Source organism: Nitrospirillum amazonense (genome assembly GCF_007828035.1).
Lineage (GTDB): Bacteria > Pseudomonadota > Alphaproteobacteria > Azospirillales > Azospirillaceae > Nitrospirillum > Nitrospirillum amazonense.
Window position 1 is genome coordinate 137433 of sequence record NZ_VITV01000009.1, and the last position, 21316, is coordinate 158748.

At 68.8% G+C, this 21316-nt stretch carries 15 protein-coding genes; 7 read left to right on the forward strand and 8 right to left on the reverse strand.

Annotated elements, in window-relative coordinates; all coding sequences use genetic code 11:
• Positions 1 to 39 precede the first annotated feature (39 nt).
• From FBZ87_RS22425 to FBZ87_RS22440, 4 genes are all read right to left on the reverse strand, one after another.
• Positions 40 to 2415 carry an FtsX-like permease family protein gene (locus tag FBZ87_RS22425; RefSeq protein WP_145612823.1) on the reverse strand — a complete coding sequence of 792 codons (2376 nt, stop codon included), beginning with the start codon at positions 2413 to 2415 and terminating at the stop codon, positions 40 to 42.
• Positions 2412 to 3110, reverse strand: coding sequence for an ABC transporter ATP-binding protein (locus tag FBZ87_RS22430; protein ID WP_211107085.1), 699 nt, complete (start codon positions 3108 to 3110; stop codon positions 2412 to 2414). The genes FBZ87_RS22425 and FBZ87_RS22430 overlap by 4 nt, the downstream gene beginning before the upstream one ends.
• A 69-nt stretch (positions 3111 to 3179) precedes the next feature.
• Positions 3180 to 4490: a sensor histidine kinase gene (locus tag FBZ87_RS22435; protein WP_145612824.1), complete on the reverse strand. Its 1311-nt coding sequence runs from the start codon at positions 4488 to 4490 to the stop codon at positions 3180 to 3182.
• Positions 4487 to 5209, reverse strand: coding sequence for a winged helix-turn-helix domain-containing protein (locus FBZ87_RS22440; protein WP_145612825.1), 723 nt, complete (start codon positions 5207 to 5209; stop codon positions 4487 to 4489). Before FBZ87_RS22440 ends, FBZ87_RS22435 begins: the two co-directional genes overlap by 4 nt.
• 208 nt (positions 5210 to 5417) lie before the next feature.
• Between FBZ87_RS22440 and sodC the strand changes: the two genes are divergently transcribed.
• The 4 genes from sodC (at position 5418) to FBZ87_RS22460 (ending at position 11604) form a co-directional block, all read left to right on the forward strand.
• The gene (gene sodC / locus FBZ87_RS22445; protein WP_186291529.1) at positions 5418 to 5969 is read left to right on the forward strand and encodes a superoxide dismutase family protein; all 552 of its coding nucleotides are present in this window, start codon (positions 5418 to 5420) and stop codon (positions 5967 to 5969) included.
• 270 nt (positions 5970 to 6239) lie between these two features.
• On the forward strand, positions 6240 to 7478 hold the full coding sequence (locus FBZ87_RS22450; protein WP_145612826.1) for an aspartyl/asparaginyl beta-hydroxylase domain-containing protein: 1239 nt from the start codon (positions 6240 to 6242) through the stop codon (positions 7476 to 7478).
• 155 nt (positions 7479 to 7633) lie between these two features.
• Positions 7634 to 10066: an ATP-binding protein gene (locus FBZ87_RS22455; RefSeq protein WP_145612827.1), complete on the forward strand. Its 2433-nt coding sequence runs from the start codon at positions 7634 to 7636 to the stop codon at positions 10064 to 10066.
• The gene (locus FBZ87_RS22460; RefSeq protein WP_145612828.1) at positions 10063 to 11604 is read left to right on the forward strand and encodes an HD domain-containing phosphohydrolase; all 1542 of its coding nucleotides are present in this window, start codon (positions 10063 to 10065) and stop codon (positions 11602 to 11604) included. The genes FBZ87_RS22455 and FBZ87_RS22460 overlap by 4 nt, the downstream gene beginning before the upstream one ends.
• On the opposite strand, the gene FBZ87_RS22465 is transcribed toward FBZ87_RS22460, so the two are convergent.
• On the reverse strand, positions 11583 to 11855 hold the full coding sequence (locus tag FBZ87_RS22465) for a DUF6356 family protein (protein WP_246134535.1): 273 nt from the start codon (positions 11853 to 11855) through the stop codon (positions 11583 to 11585). The two genes, FBZ87_RS22460 and FBZ87_RS22465, sit on opposite strands and share 22 nt — an antisense overlap.
• 120 nt (positions 11856 to 11975) lie before the next feature.
• On the opposite strand from FBZ87_RS22465, the gene FBZ87_RS22470 reads away from it, so the two are divergent.
• The 3 genes from FBZ87_RS22470 (at position 11976) to FBZ87_RS22480 (ending at position 17676) form a co-directional block, all read left to right on the forward strand.
• Positions 11976 to 12455, forward strand: a complete 480-nt coding sequence (locus tag FBZ87_RS22470; RefSeq protein ID WP_145612829.1) for an Lrp/AsnC family transcriptional regulator — start codon at positions 11976 to 11978, stop codon at positions 12453 to 12455.
• A 166-nt stretch (positions 12456 to 12621) separates the two neighbouring features.
• On the forward strand, positions 12622 to 13881 hold the full coding sequence (locus tag FBZ87_RS22475; protein ID WP_246134542.1) for a sensor histidine kinase: 1260 nt from the start codon (positions 12622 to 12624) through the stop codon (positions 13879 to 13881).
• Between the two features lie 240 nt (positions 13882 to 14121).
• Positions 14122 to 17676 carry a response regulator gene (locus tag FBZ87_RS22480; RefSeq protein ID WP_145612831.1) on the forward strand — a complete coding sequence of 1185 codons (3555 nt, stop codon included), beginning with the start codon at positions 14122 to 14124 and terminating at the stop codon, positions 17674 to 17676.
• A gap of 54 nt (positions 17677 to 17730) precedes the next feature.
• Here the strand turns inward: FBZ87_RS22480 and FBZ87_RS22485 are convergent, their stop codons facing one another.
• The 3 genes from FBZ87_RS22485 to FBZ87_RS22495 all read right to left on the reverse strand — a co-directional run bounded on the left by FBZ87_RS22485 (position 17731) and on the right by FBZ87_RS22495 (position 21088).
• The gene (locus FBZ87_RS22485; protein WP_145612832.1) at positions 17731 to 18486 is read right to left on the reverse strand and encodes a proteasome-type protease; all 756 of its coding nucleotides are present in this window, start codon (positions 18484 to 18486) and stop codon (positions 17731 to 17733) included.
• A gap of 226 nt (positions 18487 to 18712) precedes the next feature.
• Positions 18713 to 19663 (reverse strand): alpha-E domain-containing protein, encoded by a 951-nt coding sequence (locus tag FBZ87_RS22490; RefSeq protein ID WP_145612833.1) that lies wholly within the window; start codon positions 19661 to 19663, stop codon positions 18713 to 18715.
• Between the two features lie 3 nt (positions 19664 to 19666).
• The gene (locus FBZ87_RS22495; protein ID WP_211107087.1) at positions 19667 to 21088 is read right to left on the reverse strand and encodes a circularly permuted type 2 ATP-grasp protein; all 1422 of its coding nucleotides are present in this window, start codon (positions 21086 to 21088) and stop codon (positions 19667 to 19669) included.
• Positions 21089 to 21316: the final 228 nt, after the last annotated feature.

A 21316-nucleotide genomic window follows, 5' to 3' on the forward strand; every position in this document is an offset into this window, starting at 1 on the left:
CGGCCTGGCACTTACAAAACAGCAATCAAACGGGCGGGCTCACTCCACCCGCAGAGCACTGGCCACGGCGGTGCGCGCCGCCGTCAGCGCGGGGACCAGCGCCGCCAGTACCGCCACCGCGAGGGCGCCCCCCAGGCCGGCGGCGGCGCCCCACACGCTAGCCTGATAGTCGAAGGGATAGCGGATGATGCTCTGGCCGAACCGGGCCACCACCGGGCGGCTGATGAGCGGCGCCAATGCCCAGGCGACACCCCAGCCCAGGACGGCGATGACCACCGCCTCATAGATGAACAGACGCACCAGGGTGGCGCCGCCGCCGCCCATGGCCTTCATCACCCCGATCTCGCGCGCCCGTTCCGCCACGCTGACGCCGATGCAGGCCGCCAGGCCCAGTATACCGGTAGCCAAGGCCAGGGCGGAGATCGCCATGAGGATGAGGGTGATGAAGTCCAGATGACCGTCGATGATGGCCTTCAGCATCCCCGCCGTTTCCGCCTCCCCCACCTGGATGCCGGCGGCGGTCAGACCGTCCTGCAATTGCTGGGCGGCCTCGCGCTGGTCCGTGCCCGGGGTCAATGCCAGGTAGACCAGGTCTACGTCCGCCGGGGACGGGCGCAAGGCGTCCATGACCGCCGCTGGGGCGTAGATGCGACCGGGCCCGAATTCCCGCACCACGCCGATGACGGTGACCGGCGCGGAACGGTCCCCGGCGCGCAGTTGATAGCTGGCTCCCAGTTGTATGGCCGGCATGTCGGCCAGCAGCTTCTGCGTCACGACGACACCGTAGGGCTCCGTCCCGTCCAGCCACCGCCCGGCCAGCAGGTCGGGGCGCAGCAGGCGGGTGTCCGGTGGCGGCGCCGCCACGGGGATGGTGTTGCCCAGGCGCGCACCGTCGGTGGTCAGCGGTATGACCGCCGCCGTCCGCCAGTACTCTGCGATGCGCACCTCTGATCGGCCGGCGAGCAGGGGTCGCAGGCGGTCCACCGGATAAGGCTGGCGCAGCGCCAGTTGCACGTCATAGGGCTTGGTCCGCGCCACGGCCGCCGCCGTGCCCTGCATGGAGGCCCGGACGTTCAGGGCCGTCAGGAAAAAGGCCAGGCCGATGGCCAGCACCAGGGCGCTGAGCAAGGCCGGGCGGGGCCGCCGCAGCACGGCCCCCAGCGCCAGGCGGGGCAGCAGGGGCAGGAACATGGCGCGGCCCAGCATCCCCACGCCCACGCCGCCGCCCTGACCTTCGGTCCGCATCAGGGCCAGGCGCACAGGCAGGCGCACCGTCCGCCCCACCCGCCAGGTGGCCACCGCCAGCGGAGTGCCGGCACCGAAGACCAGGATGATGGCCGCCACCCAAAGGGGCGGCCGGGGCGTCACCAGGTCGAAATTGTTGCCGGCGGCCAGGAAACGGGCCATGAGGGTGCCCGTGGCCAAGGCGGGCCAGAGACTGGCCAGGGCCGCCGCCAGGCCCAAGGCGCCCGCGGCCAACAGATAATCACGCAGCACCTGCCCTGGCCGGGCCCCAAGGGCCCGCATCACCCCCACCACCCGCCGCTCCCGCGTCATCATCCCGTCGATGAGGTTGATCACCAGGACCGTGCCCATGACCAGGGTGGTCAGGGCCAGGCCGGCCATCAGCACCAACAGCGCGTCCAGCTGGTTCTGGTGGCCGTAGACCGGCACATCGTGGATGTCCATGCGCCGCACGGTCACGCCCGCCGCCGCCAGCGTGGAATTCACCGCCGCGGCCAGCGCGCCGGCGCTTTCCGGGCCGCTGGATGCACGCGTGGTCAGCAGCAGGCGGGTGCCGTCCAAAGCCTGGCCCCAGGCGGCCAGGGTGGCGCGGGTGACATAGCCGTAGAGCACCATTTCCATGCGCGAGGGATGCTGGCCCGGATCGAAGACATAGCCGCTGAAGGTCCCGCTGGCGGTTCCGCCGTCGGCGAAGCGCAGCGGCAGGGCCGACCCCGGCCCGCCCCCCATGAAATAGCGCCCGTCGCGTTCCAGCAGCAGGCCGCCGGTGGGGGGCGGCCAAGCCTCCTTGGGCAGGCCGGCGTCGGGGGCGAATGTGGCCACGCGCAGGTCGCGGAAATCGTCCACCACCGCCAGTTCCAGGGGCCACCAGCGGCCCGGCCTGGTTTGCACCTGCGCCATCACCAGGGGGCGTTCCTCCACCGCCGCCACGCCGGGCAGGACCGCCAGCCGGCGCAGCGCTTCCGGCGGCACCGCATCGGTGCGCAGCACCAGGTTGGGCGGATTCGTGCGGCGATAGCCGGCATCCAGGTCGGTGCGCAGCAGGGAGTAGGCGGCCACCACCGCGCCGGCGACGAACAGGCCGATGGTCAGGCCGGCAAAAGCCATGAGGGTGCGGCCCCAGCGCACGCCGAAATCGCGCGCCACCTTCTTAAGACGCACAGCGGTCATGGCGCGCCCTCCGCCATCCCACTTTCCGTCACCTGGCCATCCTCGACCCGCAGCACGCGGTGATAACGGTCCAGCCCGCCGCGTTCGTGGGTGGCGACGATGACCGTGCGCCCATCGGCCACGCAGCGGTCGAACAGGGCGGTCACCCGCTCGCCATTGGCGCGGTCCAGGTTGCCCGTGGGCTCGTCCGCGACCAGGATGGGTGGGTCGTTGGCCAGGGCGCGCGCGATGGCCACACGCTGCTGCTCGCCACCCGAGAGGCGACCGGGTGGACGGAAGGCCTGGTTGGCCAGGCCCATGTCGCCCAGCAGGGACAGGGCCCGCGCCCGGCGCGCCCTGGCCGGCACCGTGCCCACCAAATCCATGGCCAGCACGACATTGTCCAGGGCGGTCAGCGTGGGGATCAGTTCAAAGAACTGGAAGACGATGCCGATGCTGGCCCCCCGCAAGCGGGCCAGCGCCCCCTCCCTCAGTGTCTCCAGCGCCGTGCCGTTGACGCGGACGGAGCCCTGGCTGGCCCGGTCCACCCCGGTGATGAGGTTCAGCAGCGTGGACTTGCCGGAGCCCGATGCCCCCGTCACCGCCACATACTGCCCCCGATCGATGGTGACGGTGGCGGGCCGCAGGGCGGCGTATTCGTCAGGCCCCTGGCGGAACGTCCGCCCGGCGGCCAGCAATTGAATGACAGGCGACACCTGCACCCCCTCTTTCGTTGAAGAGAGGGCAGCATGGCAGGGCGGTGTCGGGCGCCTTTGCCGCGATTGTCAGGAAAGTGTGGGGAAAGCCATGGTGGCGGTAGTGCCCACATCTACCGTGCTGTCCAGCGTCAGCCGGCCGCCCTGCGCCACCACCAGGCTGCGGGCGATGCCGAGACCCAGGCCGGCGCCGCCGGTGCGACGGCCCCGGTGGCGGTCGACACGGAAGAAGCGGTCGAAGACGTGGGGCAGATCGGCCGCCGGGATGCCTCGGCCGTTGTCGGCCACAGTCACCCGCCAGCCCACGTCATCGGCCCGCAGGCTGAGGCTTATGTGCGCCTCCGGCCGGCCCTGGGTGGCGGCCACCGCATTGTCTACCAGGTTGCCCAGGGCCTGGAACAGGCGTTCGGCATCCATATGAACGGTGGCGTCCCCGTCCACCTTCACCGACACCCCGATGCCGGCGCCCTCGATGCGGGATGAGAGCCGGGAGAAGGCGTCGCGCCCCCAGTCGGCCAACGGCACGGCTTGCCGCTCCAATGAAACGGCCCCCTCTTCCACCCGTGCCGCCTCCAGGATGTCGCCGATCAGGCGATCCATCAGCGCGATTTCCGCGTCCATCTGCGCCAGGTGCGGGTTCGCCTGTTCCGGCCGGCGGGCGATGGTTTCCCCCAGTGCCCGCAGCCGGCCCAAGGGGGAACGCAGTTCATGCGACACGTCGGCCAGCAGCCGGCGCTGCCGCGTCTCGGCATCGCGCAAGGCCTGCGACATGTCGTTGAAGGATTTGACCAGCCCCGCCAGTTCGCGCTGGCGCGGCGGGTCCAGCGTCTCCCCGAAGTGCCCGTCGGCCACGCGGGCGGCCAGGCTGGATAAGCGGCGGAAGGCCGCCGTCAGGTCTCGCACCGGCGGCCAGACCAGCAGGGCGGCCAGTCCGATGACCACCAGCACAACGGGCACGAACTCCACATGAAAGGGTATCGCCGGTTGGCCGGCGCGGCTCAGGACCAAGGTATCCCCGCCGGGCAGCGGGGCGGCCCCCACCAGCACCTCCAGATCCTGGTGCCCCGCACCGATCAGCCGGGGATCCAGGGGGGGCTTGTCGGGGCGGCTGTCCGCAACGACGCTGCCGTCCGCCGCCAACACGGTCAGGCGCACCCGGCCGTGCGCCGCCCGCCAGGCCTGGACGACGGTTGCCGGGTCCTGGTCCACGGGCCAGTGGCTCGCCTGCCAGCGGGCCTGGTCCTGCAGGTCGCGCTGCCAATCGCCGTAGAGGAAGCGCGCCTGGAAGTGGAAGGACAGCGTCACCAGGATGCCCAGGCAGACGGCAACCAGCAGCAGCGCCCGCCAGAACATCAGACGGAACAGGCCTGGACCCCTCATGACAGGTGGAACCGGTAGCCCACCCCCCACACCGTGCGGATGAAGGTGGGGGCCTTGGGATCGTCGCCGATCTTGCGGCGCAGATTGCTGACGTGGGTGTCGACGGCGCGGTCGAAGGCGTCCGTCTCCCCGCCGCGCACGCATTCCAGCAGCATGTCGCGGCTGAACACGCGCCCAGGCTCCGCCGCCAGGCGGGCCAGCAGGTCGAATTCGGTGCGCGTCAGATCCAGGGCCTGGCCATGCAGGCTGGCGGCGCGGCTGCCGGCGTCGATGCGGAAGGGACCGGCGTGGTGGATGGCGGGCGGGGCCGCCGGGCTCGCGCGGACGCAGCGGCGCAGCACCGCCTTGGCCCGCGCCTCCAGTTCCCACAGGCTGTAGGGCTTGGGCAGGTAGTCGTCAGCGCCCAGGTCCAGGCCGCGGATGCGGTCGGCCTCTTGCCCCCGGGCGGTGACCATGATGATGCCGATGTCGTGGTCCCGGCGGATACGGCGGCAGAGGGACAGGCCATCCTCCCCCGGCAGCATGATGTCCAGCACCGCCAGGTCGACGGGATGCGCCCGCAAATGCGCGTCCGCCGCCGCCGCGTCCACCGCCCAGTCGACCTGGAAACCGCTGTCGACCAAATGGCGCACCACCAGGGGCGCCAACCGGTCGTCGTCTTCCACCAGCAGGATGCGGCCCTGGCGTTTCAGACCATCGTCGGGCGGGGGCGGGATCATGGAGGCGGCCTTTGACAGCGATGTATGCACACCGACGATAGCGTGAATCGCCAGCCCCGCGACATAGTCGCAATCTTACGGCCTAGGCAGCCTGACCGCTGGTGGGGCCTCGCCTTCTCCCCTATCATTCAGCGCGTTAACCAAACCTGCCTGCCCAAAAGCCCGCGCCGGGTCCGCCGGGAACGCCGGGCCCATCTGGAGGGAAAGCATGACGAAGTCCATTCTGCGCGCCGCCCTGCTGTCGGCCGCGATGGCGGTCGCCACCACCGCCCCGGCCCTGGCCGCCGGCGCCCCGGTCGTCACCACCGTCCACCTGATCACCGCCACCGGCGTGGGGGCCGCCATCGGCACCATCACCGCCACCGAGGGCAGCGGCGGCCTGGTGCTGACGCCCAAGCTGACCGGCCTGCCGCCGGGGGTGCACGGCTTCCACCTGCATGCCAACGCCTCGTGCCAGCCGGGAGAGAAGGACGGCAAGCCCGGCGCCGGGCTGGGCGCTGGCGGCCACTTCGACCCCGCCGGCACCGGCAAGCACCTGGGGCCCACGGCCGACGGCCATAAGGGCGACCTGCCGCCGCTGACGGTCACGGCCGATGGCAGCAGCGCGCCCGAGCCGCTGACGGTGCCGCACCTGACGCTGTCCGACCTGGCCGGTCACGCCTTTGTGATTCACGCCGGCGGCGACAACTTCTCCGACACGCCGGAACCGCTCGGCGGCGGCGGCGGCCGTATCGCCTGCGGCGTGGTGGGCGAGAAGTAAATCCACCTGCCACAGATGAGAAAAGCCCCAGCGGAACCCTCTGCTGGGGCTTAATTTTTTGCAGTTCGCCCAAATTTTAAGCTGTGTAACAAATCCTGACACGCCCCCTTGTGGCGCCTCTTCCGCCCTGCCTATAGTAGTAGGCATAAAGGCAGGCCGGGTGCGGCCAGACCGGTAATGAAAACGGGAGGGTGCTGGCGGGGAATCGGGCCGCGAGGCCTGGCCATGTCCCCGATATGATCAGCACCACCTGGAAAACGCGGGGGCGTTATGGGTGACGAGGCGGGGACCGGCGGCAGCCGACCGGAGGCGGAGGATCAGGCCCGCGGCCTGAACGCGGCGGCGGTTCGGGCCATGGCGGCGGGCCAGCCGGCGCGGGCTGTGGCCTTGCTGGAAGAGGCGCTGTCCGTCCTGCCCAGCCAGGTACCGCTGTGGCTGAACCTGGCGGGCGCCCATCGCGCGCTGGGCCAGGCCCAGGTCGCCTTGTCGGCGCTGGACCGGGCGCTGGCGCTGGACGCCCGGAATTTCATGGCCCTGCTGATGCGCGCCTCGCTGCTGGACAGTATGGATCAGCCGCGCCAGGCGGGAGCGGCCTACGGCACCGCCTTGCAGTTGGCGCCGCCGGACGCGGTGCTGGACGCCGCCACCGCCCGGGCCGTGGCCCGCGCGCGGGAACGCCATGCGGAGTATCTCGCCGACCTCGACGGCTTCCTGAAAGAGGAGATCGACGGCGATCTGCACCGCTGCGCCAGCGGGGAGGCGCGGCGCATGGCCCGCTTCGTCGACATGGCGCTGGGGCGCGCCAAACCCTATCACCAGCAGCCGGCGCAGTTCTTCTACCCGGGCCTGCCAGCCATCGAATTTTTCGACCGCGAGGAATTCCCCTGGCTGGCGGAGCTGGAAGCCGGGACCGACGCCGTGCGCGCGGAACTGGCCGCCGTCTTGCGGGACGGGGACGATCCCCAGCGGTTCGTGCCCTACATCGCCTATCCCGAGGGCCTGCCCCTGGACCAGTGGGCGGAATTGAACCATTCCCCGCGGTGGAGCGCATTCCATTTCATGCATTACGGCCGGCCGCACGCCGAAAACCGCGCCCGCTGCCCCAGGACCGCCGCCCTGCTGGACGCCATGCCCCAGCCGCAGGTTCCGGGCAAGTCACCCGCCGCCATGTTCTCGATCCTGAAGCCGCGCACCCGCATTCCCGCCCACACCGGCGTATCCAACACCCGGCTGGTGGTACATCTGCCCCTGGTGGTCCCGCCCGGCTGCGGCTTCCGGGTCGGCAACGAGGTGCGGGAATGGAAGGTGGGCGAGGCCTGGGTGTTCGACGACACCATCGAGCATGAGGCGTGGAACGACAGTGACCAGACCCGCGTCATCCTGCTGTTCGACATCTGGCACCCGCACCTGAGCGTGGCCGAGCGCGAGATGATTACCCGGGTTATGACCGGCATCGACCGTTTCAATGGCGACGGGCCAGCCCCCGAGGGCGCCGGAGGCGGCCTGTAGTCCAAGGCTCACCGGACCATCTATGCCAAAGCATACGATGAGCGGGGTCGCCGGCTGGTCCATATGACGGCCAGGTACCGGTCCCAGCGGGCGCGTCCCGGACGCGCCCCACCCTTCCCCCTTTCGGACCGGGGCAGGTGGCACCGCGGACCCTTATGACCTTTCCATCCTCCCCAACCCCGGGCCCCACACCGGCGCTGACGACGGCGCCGCGGGACGGGACGCCCAACCCTGACCGTGCCTTGGACGGCGCCGGCATTCCGCGCCTGAGCCAATTCGGCCGCCGGGGCCTGCTGGGTGCCGCCATGCTGCTGACCCTGGCCGTGCTGGCGGTGGCGGGGGCCCAGTTGCACCACGACGCCGACGCGCTGCTTGCCGACCTGCAGCGCCAACTGCTGGCCCGGGCCCTGACCCTCACCCCGGCGCTGGAACAGGCGCGCACCATCGGTGACGGCGTGGCCGCGCGCCTGTCGGGGACACGGGCGGAGCCCGGCAGCATTCAAGGCCTGCCCGTCAACGACGCCGTGCGCTGTAACGAGCGCTTGACCCCCGATCCCATCGCGCTGAACGCCCACCTGATCCTGGCGGCACCTGACCAGCGCCCGCCCGCCGGCCCCACCGCCTGCCTTCTGTCCCTGTTGCAGAGCATCAGCCTGCTGGCCAGCGGCACGCCCATCAGTTCGGTCACCGTGATCGGGCCGGACTGGGCGTTGACCTATCCCGACATGCCCCGGGGCCTGCGCGACAACATGACCGGCGAACGCCTGATCGCCAGCATCCGCGGCCTGGCGCAACGCGCGCTGAAGACCGGCCAAGGCATGATGAGCCCGCCCTATCGCAGCATGGTGGCGGGGCGGGGCGTCACCGCCGCCTATCTCACCCGATCCAGCGACCGGCCCGACTTCCTGGCCATCACCGTCAGCCTGTCACTGGAGGGACTGTGGCGGGCGATCGGACCCCTGCCGGACCTTCCCGGCAACGAACTGATGATCGTCGACGCCAAAGGCACCGTCGTGTCGCGTGGCGGCGCCCCGGCGGAATCCGTGCTGCCGGACCCTAAGACCGGCGACCGCCCCAGCCTGCCCGTGGCCGAGATGCGAAAGGCGCTGGCCGGTGCTGGCCAGCCGGTGCGCGACGGCGCCTGGCTGACGGCCGCCCTGCCCCTGACCAACCTCGGCTGGTCGCTGGTGGTCCGCGTGCCCTGGGAGGACTTCCTGTCGGCGCTGCTCAGCGGCAGCCTGTGGCCCCTGGGCAGCGCGGTCCTGTTGCTGGCCGGCATCTGGCTGGCCTACGGCGCCGCGTCGCGTCGACTGCTGGCCCCGGCCATCCTGCTGGAGCAGCGCCTGCACCAGGCGGTGGGCGAGCTGCGGCTGACCTTCGACAACATGACGGAAGGCTTGTGCCTGCTTGACCGCGAGGGCCGGGTGAAGGCGGCCAACGCCCGCCTGGCCGCCGTGCTGGACCTGCCGGAGCATCTGACCTGGCCCGGCGCCACCCTGGCCGAGGTCAACGCCCACTTGGCCGGCCTCTATCCCGCCGGCATGCGCCTGCTGACCATGCCCGCCCTGCTGGCCCGCCTGGCGGAGGGGGGCGGGCAGTACAGCTTCGACGCGCCTCTGCCTGGCGGCCGGCGTTGGTACGAGGCCCGTTTCCGCCTGGTGCCGGGCGGCGACCTGATCGTGGGCCTGGCCACCGACATCACCGCCCGCAAGCGTGACGAGCTGGCGCTGGCCGCCACCAAGGAGCGCGCGGTGTCGGCCCTCGCGCAGCTGGAGAGTGCCCAGGACCAGCTGGTGGAAAGCGAGAAGATGGCCGCGTTGGGTGGCCTGGTGGCCGGTGTGGCGCATGAGATAAACACCCCCATCGGCGTGGGTGTCACCGCCGCCAGCACCCTGGCGGAGCGCACCCGCCTGCTGGCCGACGCCTTCGCCGGGCGCACCATGACCAAGGAGATGCTGGACGACTACCTGAAGCGGGCGGCCACCCTGACGTCGCTGATCCAGGAAAACCTGGATCGCGCCACCCGGCTGGTACGCAGCTTCAAGCAGGTGGCCATCGACCAGCACGGCGACGCCGCGCATGAGGTGCGGCTGAAGCGGTACCTGGAAGATGCGCTGATGAACCTGCGACCCGAGCTGCGGCGCGGCCGACATACCTTGGTCATCGAGGGGGACGGCGAGATCATCGTGCGGGCCGTGCCGGCCCAGCTGTGGCAGGTAATCAGCAACCTGGTGCTGAACGCCGTCATCCACGCCTTCCCCGACCAGGAGGGCGGCACCGTGCGCGTCACCCTGGCCCGGTCAGGCCCCCGCGCCATCCTGGAGGTGCGCGACGACGGCATCGGCATGACCACGGAGGTGCGCCACCGCTGCTTCGAACCCTTTTACACCACCAAGCGGGGCCAGGGCGGCAGCGGCCTGGGTCTGTCCATCGCCCATACCCTGGTCACCAGCGGCCTCAACGGCCGCATCACCGTGGATAGCGCCCCCGGCGCCGGCACCACCTTCCGCATCGACATGCCCCTGGTCCTGCCTCCCGCCATTTCGGCGGAGACTGCGCCTGATGCTCTCACCCGGACATCGCCATGATGACCTTCGACGACCTGTTCGCCCGGCCGTCCGCCGACCCGGTTCCACCGGCATCGCCCGTGGCGCCCCCTGTGGCGCCCCCTGTGGCGCCCTGGAAGGTGCTGATCGCCGACGATGACGCGGCCATCCATGCCGTCACCGAACTGGCGCTGGAGGGGTTTCGCATGGACGGTCGGCCGCTGGCCTTCCTGCACGCCTATTCCGGGGCGGAGACCCTGCAGCGCATGGCGGAACATCCGGACATCGCCGTGCTGCTGCTGGACGTGGTGATGGAAAGCGACAGCGCCGGCCTGGACGCGGCTAAGGCGGTGCGGGAGCGGTTGGGCAACCGCCAGGTACGCATCGTGTTGAACACCGGCCAGCCGGGCTCGGCGCCCGAGGCCGACATCATCGCCCGCTACGACATCGACAACTATCGTGAGAAGGGGGAACTGACGGAGCGGCAGCTGTTCACCCTCATGTATTCCTGCCTGCGCGGGTACCGCGATATCGCGGCGGTGGAGCAGAGCCGCCAGGGCCTGCGCCGGCTGATCGACGCGCTGCCCCGCATCTTCCACCTGACCGCGGCCGACCGCCTGGCCCGCACCTGCCTGGAGCAGCTGGCGGGCCTGACGGGCGGAGTGGGCCTGAACGGCCTGGTACTGGAGCAGCAGCGGCCCGAGGGCCCGGCCCACGCCCTGGCCGCCTGCGGCCGGTTCGAAACCCTTGACCGGGACGGACCACTGCCCATGGACGTGCAGGCCGCGCTGACGCTGGACGGAAACCTGCGAGAGCACGACCGCTGGAGCGAATGGCTGCCCACCGGCGGTGGCGGGCGCCGCCTGCTGTACCTGGACGGCCTGGCCGCCGCTACGCCCCTGGGCCGGGATCTGCTGGCCCTGTTCGTGCGCAACCTGGCCGTGGCCTTCGACAACCTGCGCCTGAAAGAGGAAATCGAGGAGACCCAGCGCGAGATCGTCTTCCGCCTGGGCGAGGCGGTGGAGACGCGCAACCAGGAAACTGGCAACCATTTGAAGCGGGTGTCGGAGGCGGCGGGCATGATCGCCGCCTACCTGGGCTATGACGAAACCATGGTGACCCGGGTGCGCTATGCCGCCCCCCTGCACGACATCGGCAAGATCGGTATTCCCGACCATATCCTGAACAAGCGCGGTCAGCTGGACGCGGAGGAATGGAAGGTAATGCAGACGCACGCCGACATCGGCTGGCGCATGCTGAAGGATGCACGTCAGGACATCCTGCGCGCCGGCGCCGTCATCTCCCTTCAGCATCATGAGAAATGGGATGGAACGGGCTATCCCCGGGGCCTGCGCGGGGATGAGATCGACCCGCTGGCCCGCATCGTCGCCGCCGCCGACGTGTTCGACGCCCTGGGCAGCCACCGGCCCTACAAAACGCCCTGGCCCCTGGAGAGCATCCTGGCGCACATGACCAAGGAACGGGGCCGCCATTTCGACCCAGCCGTGGTGGACGCCATCCTGGCGCTGGCACCGGCCCTGATGGAAAGCCGGACGCGTTACCCTGATATCGAGCGGTAGCCGGCGCCCACAGTGCCTTCTGGCGGGGCGGCCTTGCGGTTGCGGTTCACCACCATCTCGTCATACAGGGCGGTGATGGTGCGGCTGCCGGTGCGCACGAAGAGGCCCGGCACGACGGCGTGCACCAGACAGGCCAAGCCCGCCAGCACCATGCGGCCGCCGAAGGACGCCGCCATGACGGCATGCTCACCGTAGTTTTCCTGGACCGACCGCGGGTGGTCGATAAACAGCTTGCCCAACATGGTCCGCATCTTCCCCTGTCATTCGATGACGATGACATCAGCATAACCCGGACGGCCTTGAGAAAAATCCCAAACTATCCCACTGTTGTCGGCGCGTATGGTGAATTCATCCCATGAAATGGCGATTCTATGGATCATCTTGACAAAATCGACATCCGGCTTCTGCAGTTACTGCAAGAGGACGCCTCGCTGTCCATCGCCCAGTTGGCCGACACCGTGGCCCTGTCGGCTAACGCCTGCTGGCGCCGGGTCAAGCAGTTGGAGGAGGCGGGCATTATCCGCCGCCGCGTCGCCCTGCTGGACGCCGACCTGCTGGGCTGCGGCATCACCGTGTTCGTCGCCATCCGGACCAACCAGCATGACGAGGATTGGCTGGAGACGTTCGCCCGGGGCGTGGCGGACATTCCCGAAATCGTGGAGTTCTACCGCATGAGCGGCGACGTCGATTACCTGCTGAAGGTGCTGGTGGCCGACATTCCCCATTACGACCGGGTGTACAAGCGCCTGATCAAGGTGACCAAGCTCACCGACGTCAGTTCCAGCTTCGCCATGGAACGGATCAAATCCACCACGGCGATCCCCCTGCCGAACCCCTTAGCGCGTCCCTAAAGGGGCATACGCCAAAGGCAAGATCGCCAGCAGGGGAAAACTGCGTCATGTTCCCCATCTGGTTTGCCCCATCCGCGTTGCGAAACGCGGAGGGTTTTTTTATGGGCGGTTGGCGCGTCGCGGTTTCGTGAGGGTGCCGGGTTTGATGAGGGCGTAAGCCGTGGACATGCTGCTGCGACAGCGGGTGCGACTGGCGGGGCTGGCGGCCCTGGGTGGCATCGTCGCCCTGCTGTTGATCATGCAATCCATCTTCGCGGAGGTGGTGAGCAGCGAGAGGTGGGTGAACCACAGCCATCAGGTCCGCACCACGGCGACCCTGGTGCTGAGCCACATCCTGTCGGCGGAATCGGCCCAGCGCCTGTACCTGCTGGTCCACGCACCAGAGGCGCGGGACCGCTTCCAGGGCTACCGCGACGACACCACCAACCAGTTGCTGGCGCTGACCACCCTGCTCAGCGACAACCCGGATCAGGTGCGGCGCGCATCCACCCTGACGGCCCTGGCCAATGCGCGGCTGGATGCGCTGCAGGTGCTGATGCAGGCCCCCGCCGGATCGCCCCCTGACACCATAACGCTGGAACGGGGCGAGTCCCTAATGGCCGAGGTGCGGGAGCAGGTGGCCATCATCGACGGCACCGAGCAGGCGCTGCTGGTGCAGCGGCAAGGCCGGGTCAACACCCTGCGCCTGCTGTTCGTGGCCGGCAGCGTCGTCATCTGCCTGGTGGCCGGTGGCCTGGTCTGGCGCCTGTCCAGCGGCGCCATGACGGAGGCGGATCGCGAAAGCCGCATGCGCCAGCAGTTGCAGGACATGCTGGACGAAAAGGGCCGCCTGCTGCGCGAGATCAACCACCGCGTGGGCAACGGCCTGTCCATGATCGGCACCCTGCTGCAGTTGCAGACCCATGACACCAAGGACCCGCAAGCCGAACGCGCCCTGGCGGAGGCCCGCACCCGCGTGCTGGCGATCAATGAGGTCCACAAGCGCATGCTGCAGGCCGAAACGGTGGACGAGGTGGAGTTCGGCGCCCTGCTGCCCGCCTTCTGCCGTGAGGTGGCGGCGGAATACGGTGCCCTGGACCGGGTGCAGGTGACCAGCACGCCCGTGCTGCTGCCGGTGGAGACGGGGGTCGCGCTGGCGCTGATCCTGAATGAGATGCTGACCCCTACCTTGCGCCGGTCGGACGAGCTGTACAGCCCCGTGCAGCTGACCCTGGCGGTGGTGGACAACCGGCTGTCCTGCATCATCGACGACCCCAGCGGTCAATTGCCCACCGACATGGGGGCCGCCCGCCTGGCCGGTATCGGCATGACCGTGGTCCAGGCGCTGTGCCGCCAGATCGGGGCGGAGATGGCCTTCGACAAGGCCGGCACCCAGTTCTACATCTCCATCACCGTGCCCCGGGCGCGCAAGGTGCAGGCGGCCTGAAGGCTGACCGCGCGTGCCACCTCTAATTTATTGAAAAATCGGATCTGCAACGATCCTGTCTTGCGGCTGTGCCTGTATTTCCCAGTGGCTTTCGCTATGATGGCGCGACCCTGACGTTTAGAGCCGAATGCGTTTAACCAAAAACGCACTCGGCTCTAAGTGCTTGTTCAACGAGCGGATTCACGCTGCAAAGCGATTCCGCTTTTCCGCGATCCGCTCTAGCCGGAAAGGCACAACGGCTTGCCAGCCCACTACCTGAAGCTGCACGGCAAAGGCCTGCGCGCCCGGCTGCAAATCCTGCTGCTGGTGGTGGTGGCGCCCCTCACGGCCCTGTCCATCGCCGACTACGGCGCCCGGCGGTCGGAAGCCGTTGCCGGCGCCCAGGCCCAGGCGCTGGGCCTGGCACACGCGGTGGCGGGGCAGCAGGCGATGTTGATCGCCCAGGCCCGCCATATCGCGGACACCCTGGCCGGCGAAAGCGCGCGCCTGCCGCTTGAGGAGTGTGTGCAGGACGCGCGGCTGATGAAGGCGGCCCATCCCTGGATCACCAACGTCAACCTGATGGGACCGGACGGCCAGGCCTTCTGCTCTTCCTCCGGCCCCCCCTTCCAGAGCTTTGGCGATCGCGACTATTTCCAGACCCTGATCAAGACCGGCCAGCCCACCATCAGCGATTTCCTGATCGGCCGCACCTCCGGCCAGCCGGTGATGGTGGTGGCGCAGATGCAGGCCACCCCCAAGGGCGACGTCGCCCGGGTGGCCAGCACCGCCATCAGCCTGCAATGGCTGGAGGACATGGGCCGGCAGCTGGTGGAGAAGCGGCACGCCGTGTTCCTGGCCGTGGACCGCCACGGCCATATCCTGGCGCGATACCCGGAAGCCGGTGCCGAGGTGGGGGATGGCGATCGTCGCTCGCCCTTGATCGGCGCCATGCTGGCCACGCCGGACGGCAACGCGGACACGGTCGATTTGCATGGCGAGGGCCGGCTGTTCGGCATCGCCAGCGTGGGGGATACCGGTGCCCGCGTGGCCGTCGGCCTGTCCAAGGCCGAAGTGCTGGCCGCCGCCAACATCGATTTCCGCCGCAACCTGGTGGTGGTTCTGGCCGTCACCCTGCTGGCCTTCGCCCTGGGGGTGGCGGGGCTGGAGCTGTCGGTCCTGCGCTGGCTGCGCGCCCTGGGCGACGCGGCGCAGCGCATCGCCGCCGGCGACCGCGCCATCCACATCGACAGCCCCGGCAGCGGGCCGGAGCTGGAGGCCGTAGCCCAAGCCTTCAACGCCATGGCCGACGCCGTCGCCCGGCAGGAGCAGGAACTGGTGGCGCGGGAGGAGCGTTTCCGCGACCTGACGGAGGTGTCGACCGACTGGTACTGGGAAACGGACGAGACCCACCGCCTGACCTACATCTCCGACGGGGTGCAGTTCGTGGGCATCGACATGACCCAGCTGCTGGGCCGCACCCGGCGCGAGCTGTCGGCCGATGCCGACGCCGCTCACTGGGTGACCTACGAAGGCTTCCTCAACACCCGCACCCCCTTCCGCGACTTCACTTATTCCGTGCCCGGACCGGACGGCCAAGTCCGACACGTGGAAATCTCCGGCCGGCCCTATTATGCGCCCGATGGTCGCTTTCGCGGTTTTCGCGGGGTGGGACGCAACATCACGCCCTTGGTGGAGGCGCGCCAGCATCTGCAGGAACGCGACAGGCTGCTGACCACCATCCTGGAATCCATCGACCAAGGCATCGTCGCCTTCGACGCCCAGCTGCGCCTGTCCATCCGCAACCGCCATTTCCTGGACCTGATGGGGCTGAAGGCAGATGACTGCCCGCCTGGCCTGCCCCTGGGGGAGGTCGAGCCCTTGCTGAAGGATGGCGCCGCCGACCCGCTGGCGGGGGTGCGATCACCGGAACCCATGACCTATGAGCTGACACAGGCCGATGGCAGCACGCTGGAGGCGCGGGCCATCCCCATGCCTGGCGGCGGTTTCGTCGTCAGCTATATGGACATGACGCTGCAACGGCGGCAGGTCAGCGACCTGATCGACGCGCGCGACCGCCTGGCGGCACAGGCGCGCGAACTGCGCACCCTGGCGGAGGAGCTGGACGCAGCCCGCCGCGCCGCCGAGGCGGCCAACGCCGCCAAGTCGGACTTCCTGGCCAACATGAGCCATGAGATCCGTACGCCCATGAACGGGGTCATGGGCATGGTGCAGCTGCTGCTGGATAGCCCGCTGACCGCCGACCAGGCGACTTACGCCGCCATCATCCGCGACAGCGCCGACGCCCTGCTGTCCATCATCAACGACATACTGGACATCTCGAAGCTGGAAGCGGGGCGGGTGGAGCTGGAGGAGGTGCCCTTCGCCCTATCCGACGTCACCGCCGGCGTGCTGGCCATCCTGGAGCCCCGCGCCCGCGACAAGGGCATCCGGCTGGAAACGATGGTGGTGGGGGGCGCCCCCGGCCTTTACCGGGGCGACCCGTTCCGCCTGCGCCAGGTCCTGCTGAACCTGGTGGGCAACGCCGTGAAGTTCACGGAGAGGGGATCGGTCACGCTGGAGGTGGAGGTGGGCATCGCCAAGGACGGCCTGGTGCCGCTGCACTTTGCCGTGCGCGACACTGGCATCGGCATCAGTGCGCCAGCCCAGGCGCAGCTGTTCCGCAAGTTCGGGCAGGCCGACACCTCCATCTCCCGCCGCTTCGGCGGGTCGGGCCTGGGCTTGGCCATTTCCCAGCGGCTGGTGGCGCTCATGGGTGGGGCCATCACCCTGGATAGCACGCTGAATCAGGGCAGCACCTTCGCCTTCACCGTGCGCCTGCCGCCGGCGCGCGCCAAGGATATGCCCAAGGCGCAGGCCCTGCCCCCGATACAGGGATCGCAACCGGCTTCGCCCTCGCGCCCCAGCCGATCGACCAAACCCATCCGGCCCGGCCTGCCCACCGGCAACGGCGCCCGGCTGCTGGTGGTGGACGACAACTTCATCAATCAGACGGTCGCCCGAACCATGCTGGAGAAGCTGGGCTATCGTGTCACCCTGGCCGGCGACGCCCGCACGGCCCTGGATCTTTACGGGCGCGAGACCTTCCACGCCGTGCTGATGGACATACAGATGCCGGAGATGGATGGGGTACAGGCCACCCAGCACATCCGCGACATCCAGGAAAGGACAGGGCGGCCGCGCACCCCCGTCATCGCCATGACGGCCAACGCCATGGCCGGCATGCGCGAGGAATATCTGGCCGCCGGCATGGACGACTATATCGCCAAACCTTTCGCCCTGCCCAACCTGGCCACCACCGTGGCGCGCTGGGTGGCGGCGGGCGGGCCGATCAAGGACAGTGTGGAAGCGGCCATTCCCGCCGCTTCAACCCCAGTACCGCGCCCGGTATCGACTTCACCGGCGCCGGTTCCGTCAGCACCGGCGGCCGGTCCACCGGTGCTGGATCCGGCCCCCCTGCGCCAGTTGGCGGAGCTGTTGGACACCGACACCCTGGCCGACCTAGTCATGTCATCGGTGAACGAATGCGAGGCACGGGTGGCGTCGCTGGAGACCCTGGCGGCCACCAGCGACACCGACGCCATGGCCAGGGCCGCCCACACCCTTATCGCCACGGCGGGCGATATGGGGTTGCGCCAGATGCAGGCAATGGCCACCCGCATCCAGGCCTGCGCGCGCGCCGGCGATGCGGATGAGTGCCGGCCCGAAATCGCCGCCCTGGTGGCGGCCTTGCCCGCCAGCCTGGCCGCAGTGGCCGCCGTGCTGAAGCCGCTGCTGAAAAGGAACGAAGGGTAATACCAAACCGCGTTGGGTTGGACTCACCGCAGCTTGGTATAGGCCCGCGGCGCCTTATCCCTGGCGCTCACCCGCCCACCATTCGTCCGCCGTGGGCAGGGTGCCGTAGCTTTGGCGCAGGGCGTTGGACCAATGGTCGCGCACATGCTGGAAATAGCTGTCGGTCTCGGTGATGCGGCGGTGGATGCGCAGTTGCAGGTCATCGCGATGGTAGACCGCGAGGTCGATGGGCATGCCGACAGACAGGTTGCTGCGCAGGGTGCTGTCCATGGAGACCAGCACCAGCTTCACCCCGTCCTGCACCGGCGTGTCGAAAGAGACGACACGATCCAGGATGGGCTTGCCGTACTTGTGCTCCCCAATCTGCAAGTAGGGCGTTTCGGGCGTCGCCTCGATAAAGTTGCCGGGCGAATAAATCTGGAACAGGCGCATGCCCCGGCCCCGGATCTGCCCCCCCAGCAGGAAGGACGCGTCGAAGCCCACGCCCTGCGCCTTCATGGCCAGGCCGTCGCTGTTATAGACATCGCGGATGGCGGCACCGACCAGCTGCGCGGCGCGGAACATGGACGGGACGGTGGCCAGCGTTTCCGGATCGGCGTCGCCGATGGAAACGCCTTCCTGCAGGCGGTTCACCACCGACTGGCTGATGGACAGGTTGCCCGCCGTCAGCAGGACCATGCAGCGCTCACCCGGGGTTTCGAACCGGTGCATCTTGCAAAAGGTGGAGATGTTGTCGACACCCGCGTTGGTGCGGGTGTCGGAGAGCATCACCAGCCCAGCCTTCAGGAACAGGGCGACGCAATAGGTCATCTTCAGGCCTCGACATGCGGGACGCCGCCCTTGACGGGCGGCTTTCTTCCTCAAGTGGGGGATGGGCGCCTTCACGGACAGGGCCCTATCCCCATGCCCCGTCATACCGCGAAACCGGCCGCCACCACCAGGGGTGCGCACGTTAAGTATTGGCAACCGCCCGGAAACGCAACGAATGGATCCGGCCCCGGGTTAGGTCCCCGGCGTCCGGATCCATCGCGGCAGTTCAGCGGACGTTGAGATAGAAGCCGCTGATCTCCTGCCCCAGGCGCAACATGTCGTCGATGAACTGCGTCACGTATTCGTGCAGGCCGAACTGGAAGATGTCCTCCACCCGGCCATAGCGCAGCCTGGCGTGGATCTCGCCCGCCAGGCGGTGGCACTCGCCCCGCTGGCCGCCATAGCGCACGGCCAGGGCCTCCAGCAGGTCCACCACATGGGCCAGGCAAGCCACCAGGGACCGGGGCATTTCCGGCCGCAGGATCAGCAACTCCGCGATCAGCCAGGGCTTCAGCCGGTCATGATAGACCCAGTGATAGCTGCGCAGGGCGGAGACAGCCCGCAGGATGCTCTGCCACTGATAATAATCCAGCACCCCGCCCACGCCCTCATGATCCGGCAGCAGGACATGATACTTGACGTCCAGGATGCGGGCGGTGTTGTCCGCCCGTTCCAGCAGCGTGCCCAGATGGGTGAACAGATAGCCGTCGTTGCGCAGCATGGTGTTGGCGTAGCTGCCGCAGAACAGCAGGGAACGCTGGACCACCCAGTCCATCAGCCCGGGAAGGCTGTCCGCCGCCAGGCGGTCGGCCTTCAGGGCCCGGGTCTGCTGCCAGGTCTCGTTCAGCGCCTCCCACGTGTCCACGGTCAGGGCGGTGCGCACCGCCCGGCCGTTGCGGCGGGCGGTTTCGATGCAGGACACGATGCTGGACGGGTTTTCCGGGTCCAGCACCAGGTAGTCCAACACCAGGGAAGGCACGATCTCCCCATGCTTGGCGAGGTAGCCCGGCTCCGTCCCCGCCGCCACCAGGGTGGAGCGCCATTCGTTGCCCGGATTGTCCAGGGACAGCGACATGTTGGACATGCGGTTGCCCACCTGCACCAGGCGCGCGACGCTGGCCGCCCGTTCCATATAGCGGGCCAGCCAGAACAGTCCGTCTGCGGTACGGCTCAGCATTCGTCAGCGCTCCAGTACCCAGGTGTCTTTGGTGCCGCCGCCCTGGCTGGAATTCACCACCAGGGAGCCCTCGCGCAGGGCCACGCGGGTGAGCCCGCCGGGCACCACCCGGATCTCCCGCCCGCTCAGTACGAAAGGCCGCAGGTCGACATGGCGGGGGGCGATCCCCTGCTCGACGAAGGTGGGGCAGGTGGACAGCGCCAGCGTCGGCTGGGCGATGTAGTCGGCCGGCCGCGCCTTGATGCGGTCGGCGAACACCGCGCGGTCGGCGGCGGTGGACTGCGGCCCGATCAGCATGCCGTAGCCGCCAGACCCGCGCGTCTCCTTCACCACCAGTTCGTGCAGATGCTCCAGCACGTACTTGCGGTCGTCGTCCCGTTCGCAGAGATAGGTGGGGACGTTCAACAGGATGGGTTCTTCCCCAAGGTAGAAGCGGATCATTTCGGGAACGAAAGGATAGATCGCCTTGTCGTCCGCGATGCCGGTGCCGACGGCGTTGGCCAGGGTGACCCGGCCGGCGCGGTAGGCCGCGAACAGGCCGGGAACGCCCAAGGCGCTGTCGGGCCGGAAGGTCCGCGGGTCCAGGTAATCATCGTCGATGCGGCGGTACAGCACGTCCACCCGCTTCGGCCCCTGGGTGGTGCGCATGTAGACGAAGCCCTCGTCCACGAACAGGTCGCCGCCCTCCACCAGTTCCACGCCCATCTCATCGGCCAGGAACGAGTGTTCGTAATAGGCGCTGTTGTAAGACCCGGGCGTCAGCACCGCCACGGTCGGCGCGTCGCGGCAGGCGGGCGGCGCAACCGACTTCAGCGTGTCCAGCAGGTCTTCCGGATAATGGGAGACGGGCGCCAGCTTGTGCATGCCGCAGAGGTCGGGCAGCAGGCGCAGCATGGCCTCGCGGTTCTCCAGCATATAGGAGACGCCGGACGGAGTGCGGCAATTGTCTTCCAGCACATAGAAATTGTCCGCATCCAGTCGGACGATATCGATGCCGGCCACATGGGTGTAAGCGCCGGCGGGGGGCAGGAAGCCCTGCATCTCGGGCCGGAAGCTTTCGTTCCCCAGCACCATGCGCTCCGGCACCTTGCCCGCGCGCAGGATGTGGCGTTCGCCGTAGACATCGGCCAGGAAGGCGTTCAGCGCCTTCACCCGCTGGTGCAGGCCCAGCGACAGCCTGTCCCATTCGGCCCGCGCCAGCACGCGGGGAATGATGTCGAAGGGGATCAACCGTTCCGGATCCCCGCCTTCCGTGTACACCGCGAAGGTGATGCCCACGCGCCGGAACAGCGTCTCCGCCTCGCGGCGCTTCAGTTCCAGTTTGTCGGACGGCATTTCGCGCAGCCATCGTTCGATGTCCGCATACGGGCCGCGCACCTCATCCGACATGCCCATTTCATTGAATGGACCGTCTGCTTTCGCCATAAACCCCTTCCCCATCGGTAGGCCCGACTGATTGGTTGAGCAAGAGCCACGCCAACTCGGCCTAGGCTAGGAACTGCCCAGGAAATATGCGTTCCGCCAAGGACGCAAAAGCATGGGCGCCCAATGCGCAGGCAACCGCCCGCCGTTTATCGCCCATAAATTGTGCAGATGCTCTTACAGCCCTGGCGTCCGCCCGATGCGGACCCCCAATGCGAACCGTTGCGGCGA

Excerpts from the sequence above, each read along its gene's own strand:
- FBZ87_RS22450 (WP_145612826.1), top strand. The coding sequence starts at position 6,240 with ATGGGTGACGAGGCGGGGACCGGCGGCAGCCGACCGGAGGCGGAGGAT.
- FBZ87_RS22435 (WP_145612824.1), bottom strand. The coding sequence starts at position 4,490 with ATGAGGGGTCCAGGCCTGTTCCGTCTGATGTTCTGGCGGGCGCTGCTG.
- FBZ87_RS22460 (WP_145612828.1), top strand. The coding sequence starts at position 10,063 with ATGATGACCTTCGACGACCTGTTCGCCCGGCCGTCCGCCGACCCGGTT.
- sodC (WP_186291529.1), top strand. The coding sequence starts at position 5,418 with ATGACGAAGTCCATTCTGCGCGCCGCCCTGCTGTCGGCCGCGATGGCG.
- FBZ87_RS22490 (WP_145612833.1), bottom strand. The coding sequence starts at position 19,663 with ATGCTGAGCCGTACCGCAGACGGACTGTTCTGGCTGGCCCGCTATATG.
- FBZ87_RS22465 (WP_246134535.1), bottom strand. The coding sequence starts at position 11,855 with ATGCGGACCATGTTGGGCAAGCTGTTTATCGACCACCCGCGGTCGGTC.
- FBZ87_RS22440 (WP_145612825.1), bottom strand. The coding sequence starts at position 5,209 with ATGATCCCGCCCCCGCCCGACGATGGTCTGAAACGCCAGGGCCGCATC.
- FBZ87_RS22485 (WP_145612832.1), bottom strand. The coding sequence starts at position 18,486 with ATGACCTATTGCGTCGCCCTGTTCCTGAAGGCTGGGCTGGTGATGCTC.
- FBZ87_RS22475 (WP_246134542.1), top strand. The coding sequence starts at position 12,622 with ATGCTGCTGCGACAGCGGGTGCGACTGGCGGGGCTGGCGGCCCTGGGT.
- FBZ87_RS22495 (WP_211107087.1), bottom strand. The coding sequence starts at position 21,088 with ATGGCGAAAGCAGACGGTCCATTCAATGAAATGGGCATGTCGGATGAG.
- FBZ87_RS22470 (WP_145612829.1), top strand. The coding sequence starts at position 11,976 with ATGGATCATCTTGACAAAATCGACATCCGGCTTCTGCAGTTACTGCAA.
- FBZ87_RS22425 (WP_145612823.1), bottom strand. The coding sequence starts at position 2,415 with ATGACCGCTGTGCGTCTTAAGAAGGTGGCGCGCGATTTCGGCGTGCGC.
- FBZ87_RS22455 (WP_145612827.1), top strand. The coding sequence starts at position 7,634 with ATGACCTTTCCATCCTCCCCAACCCCGGGCCCCACACCGGCGCTGACG.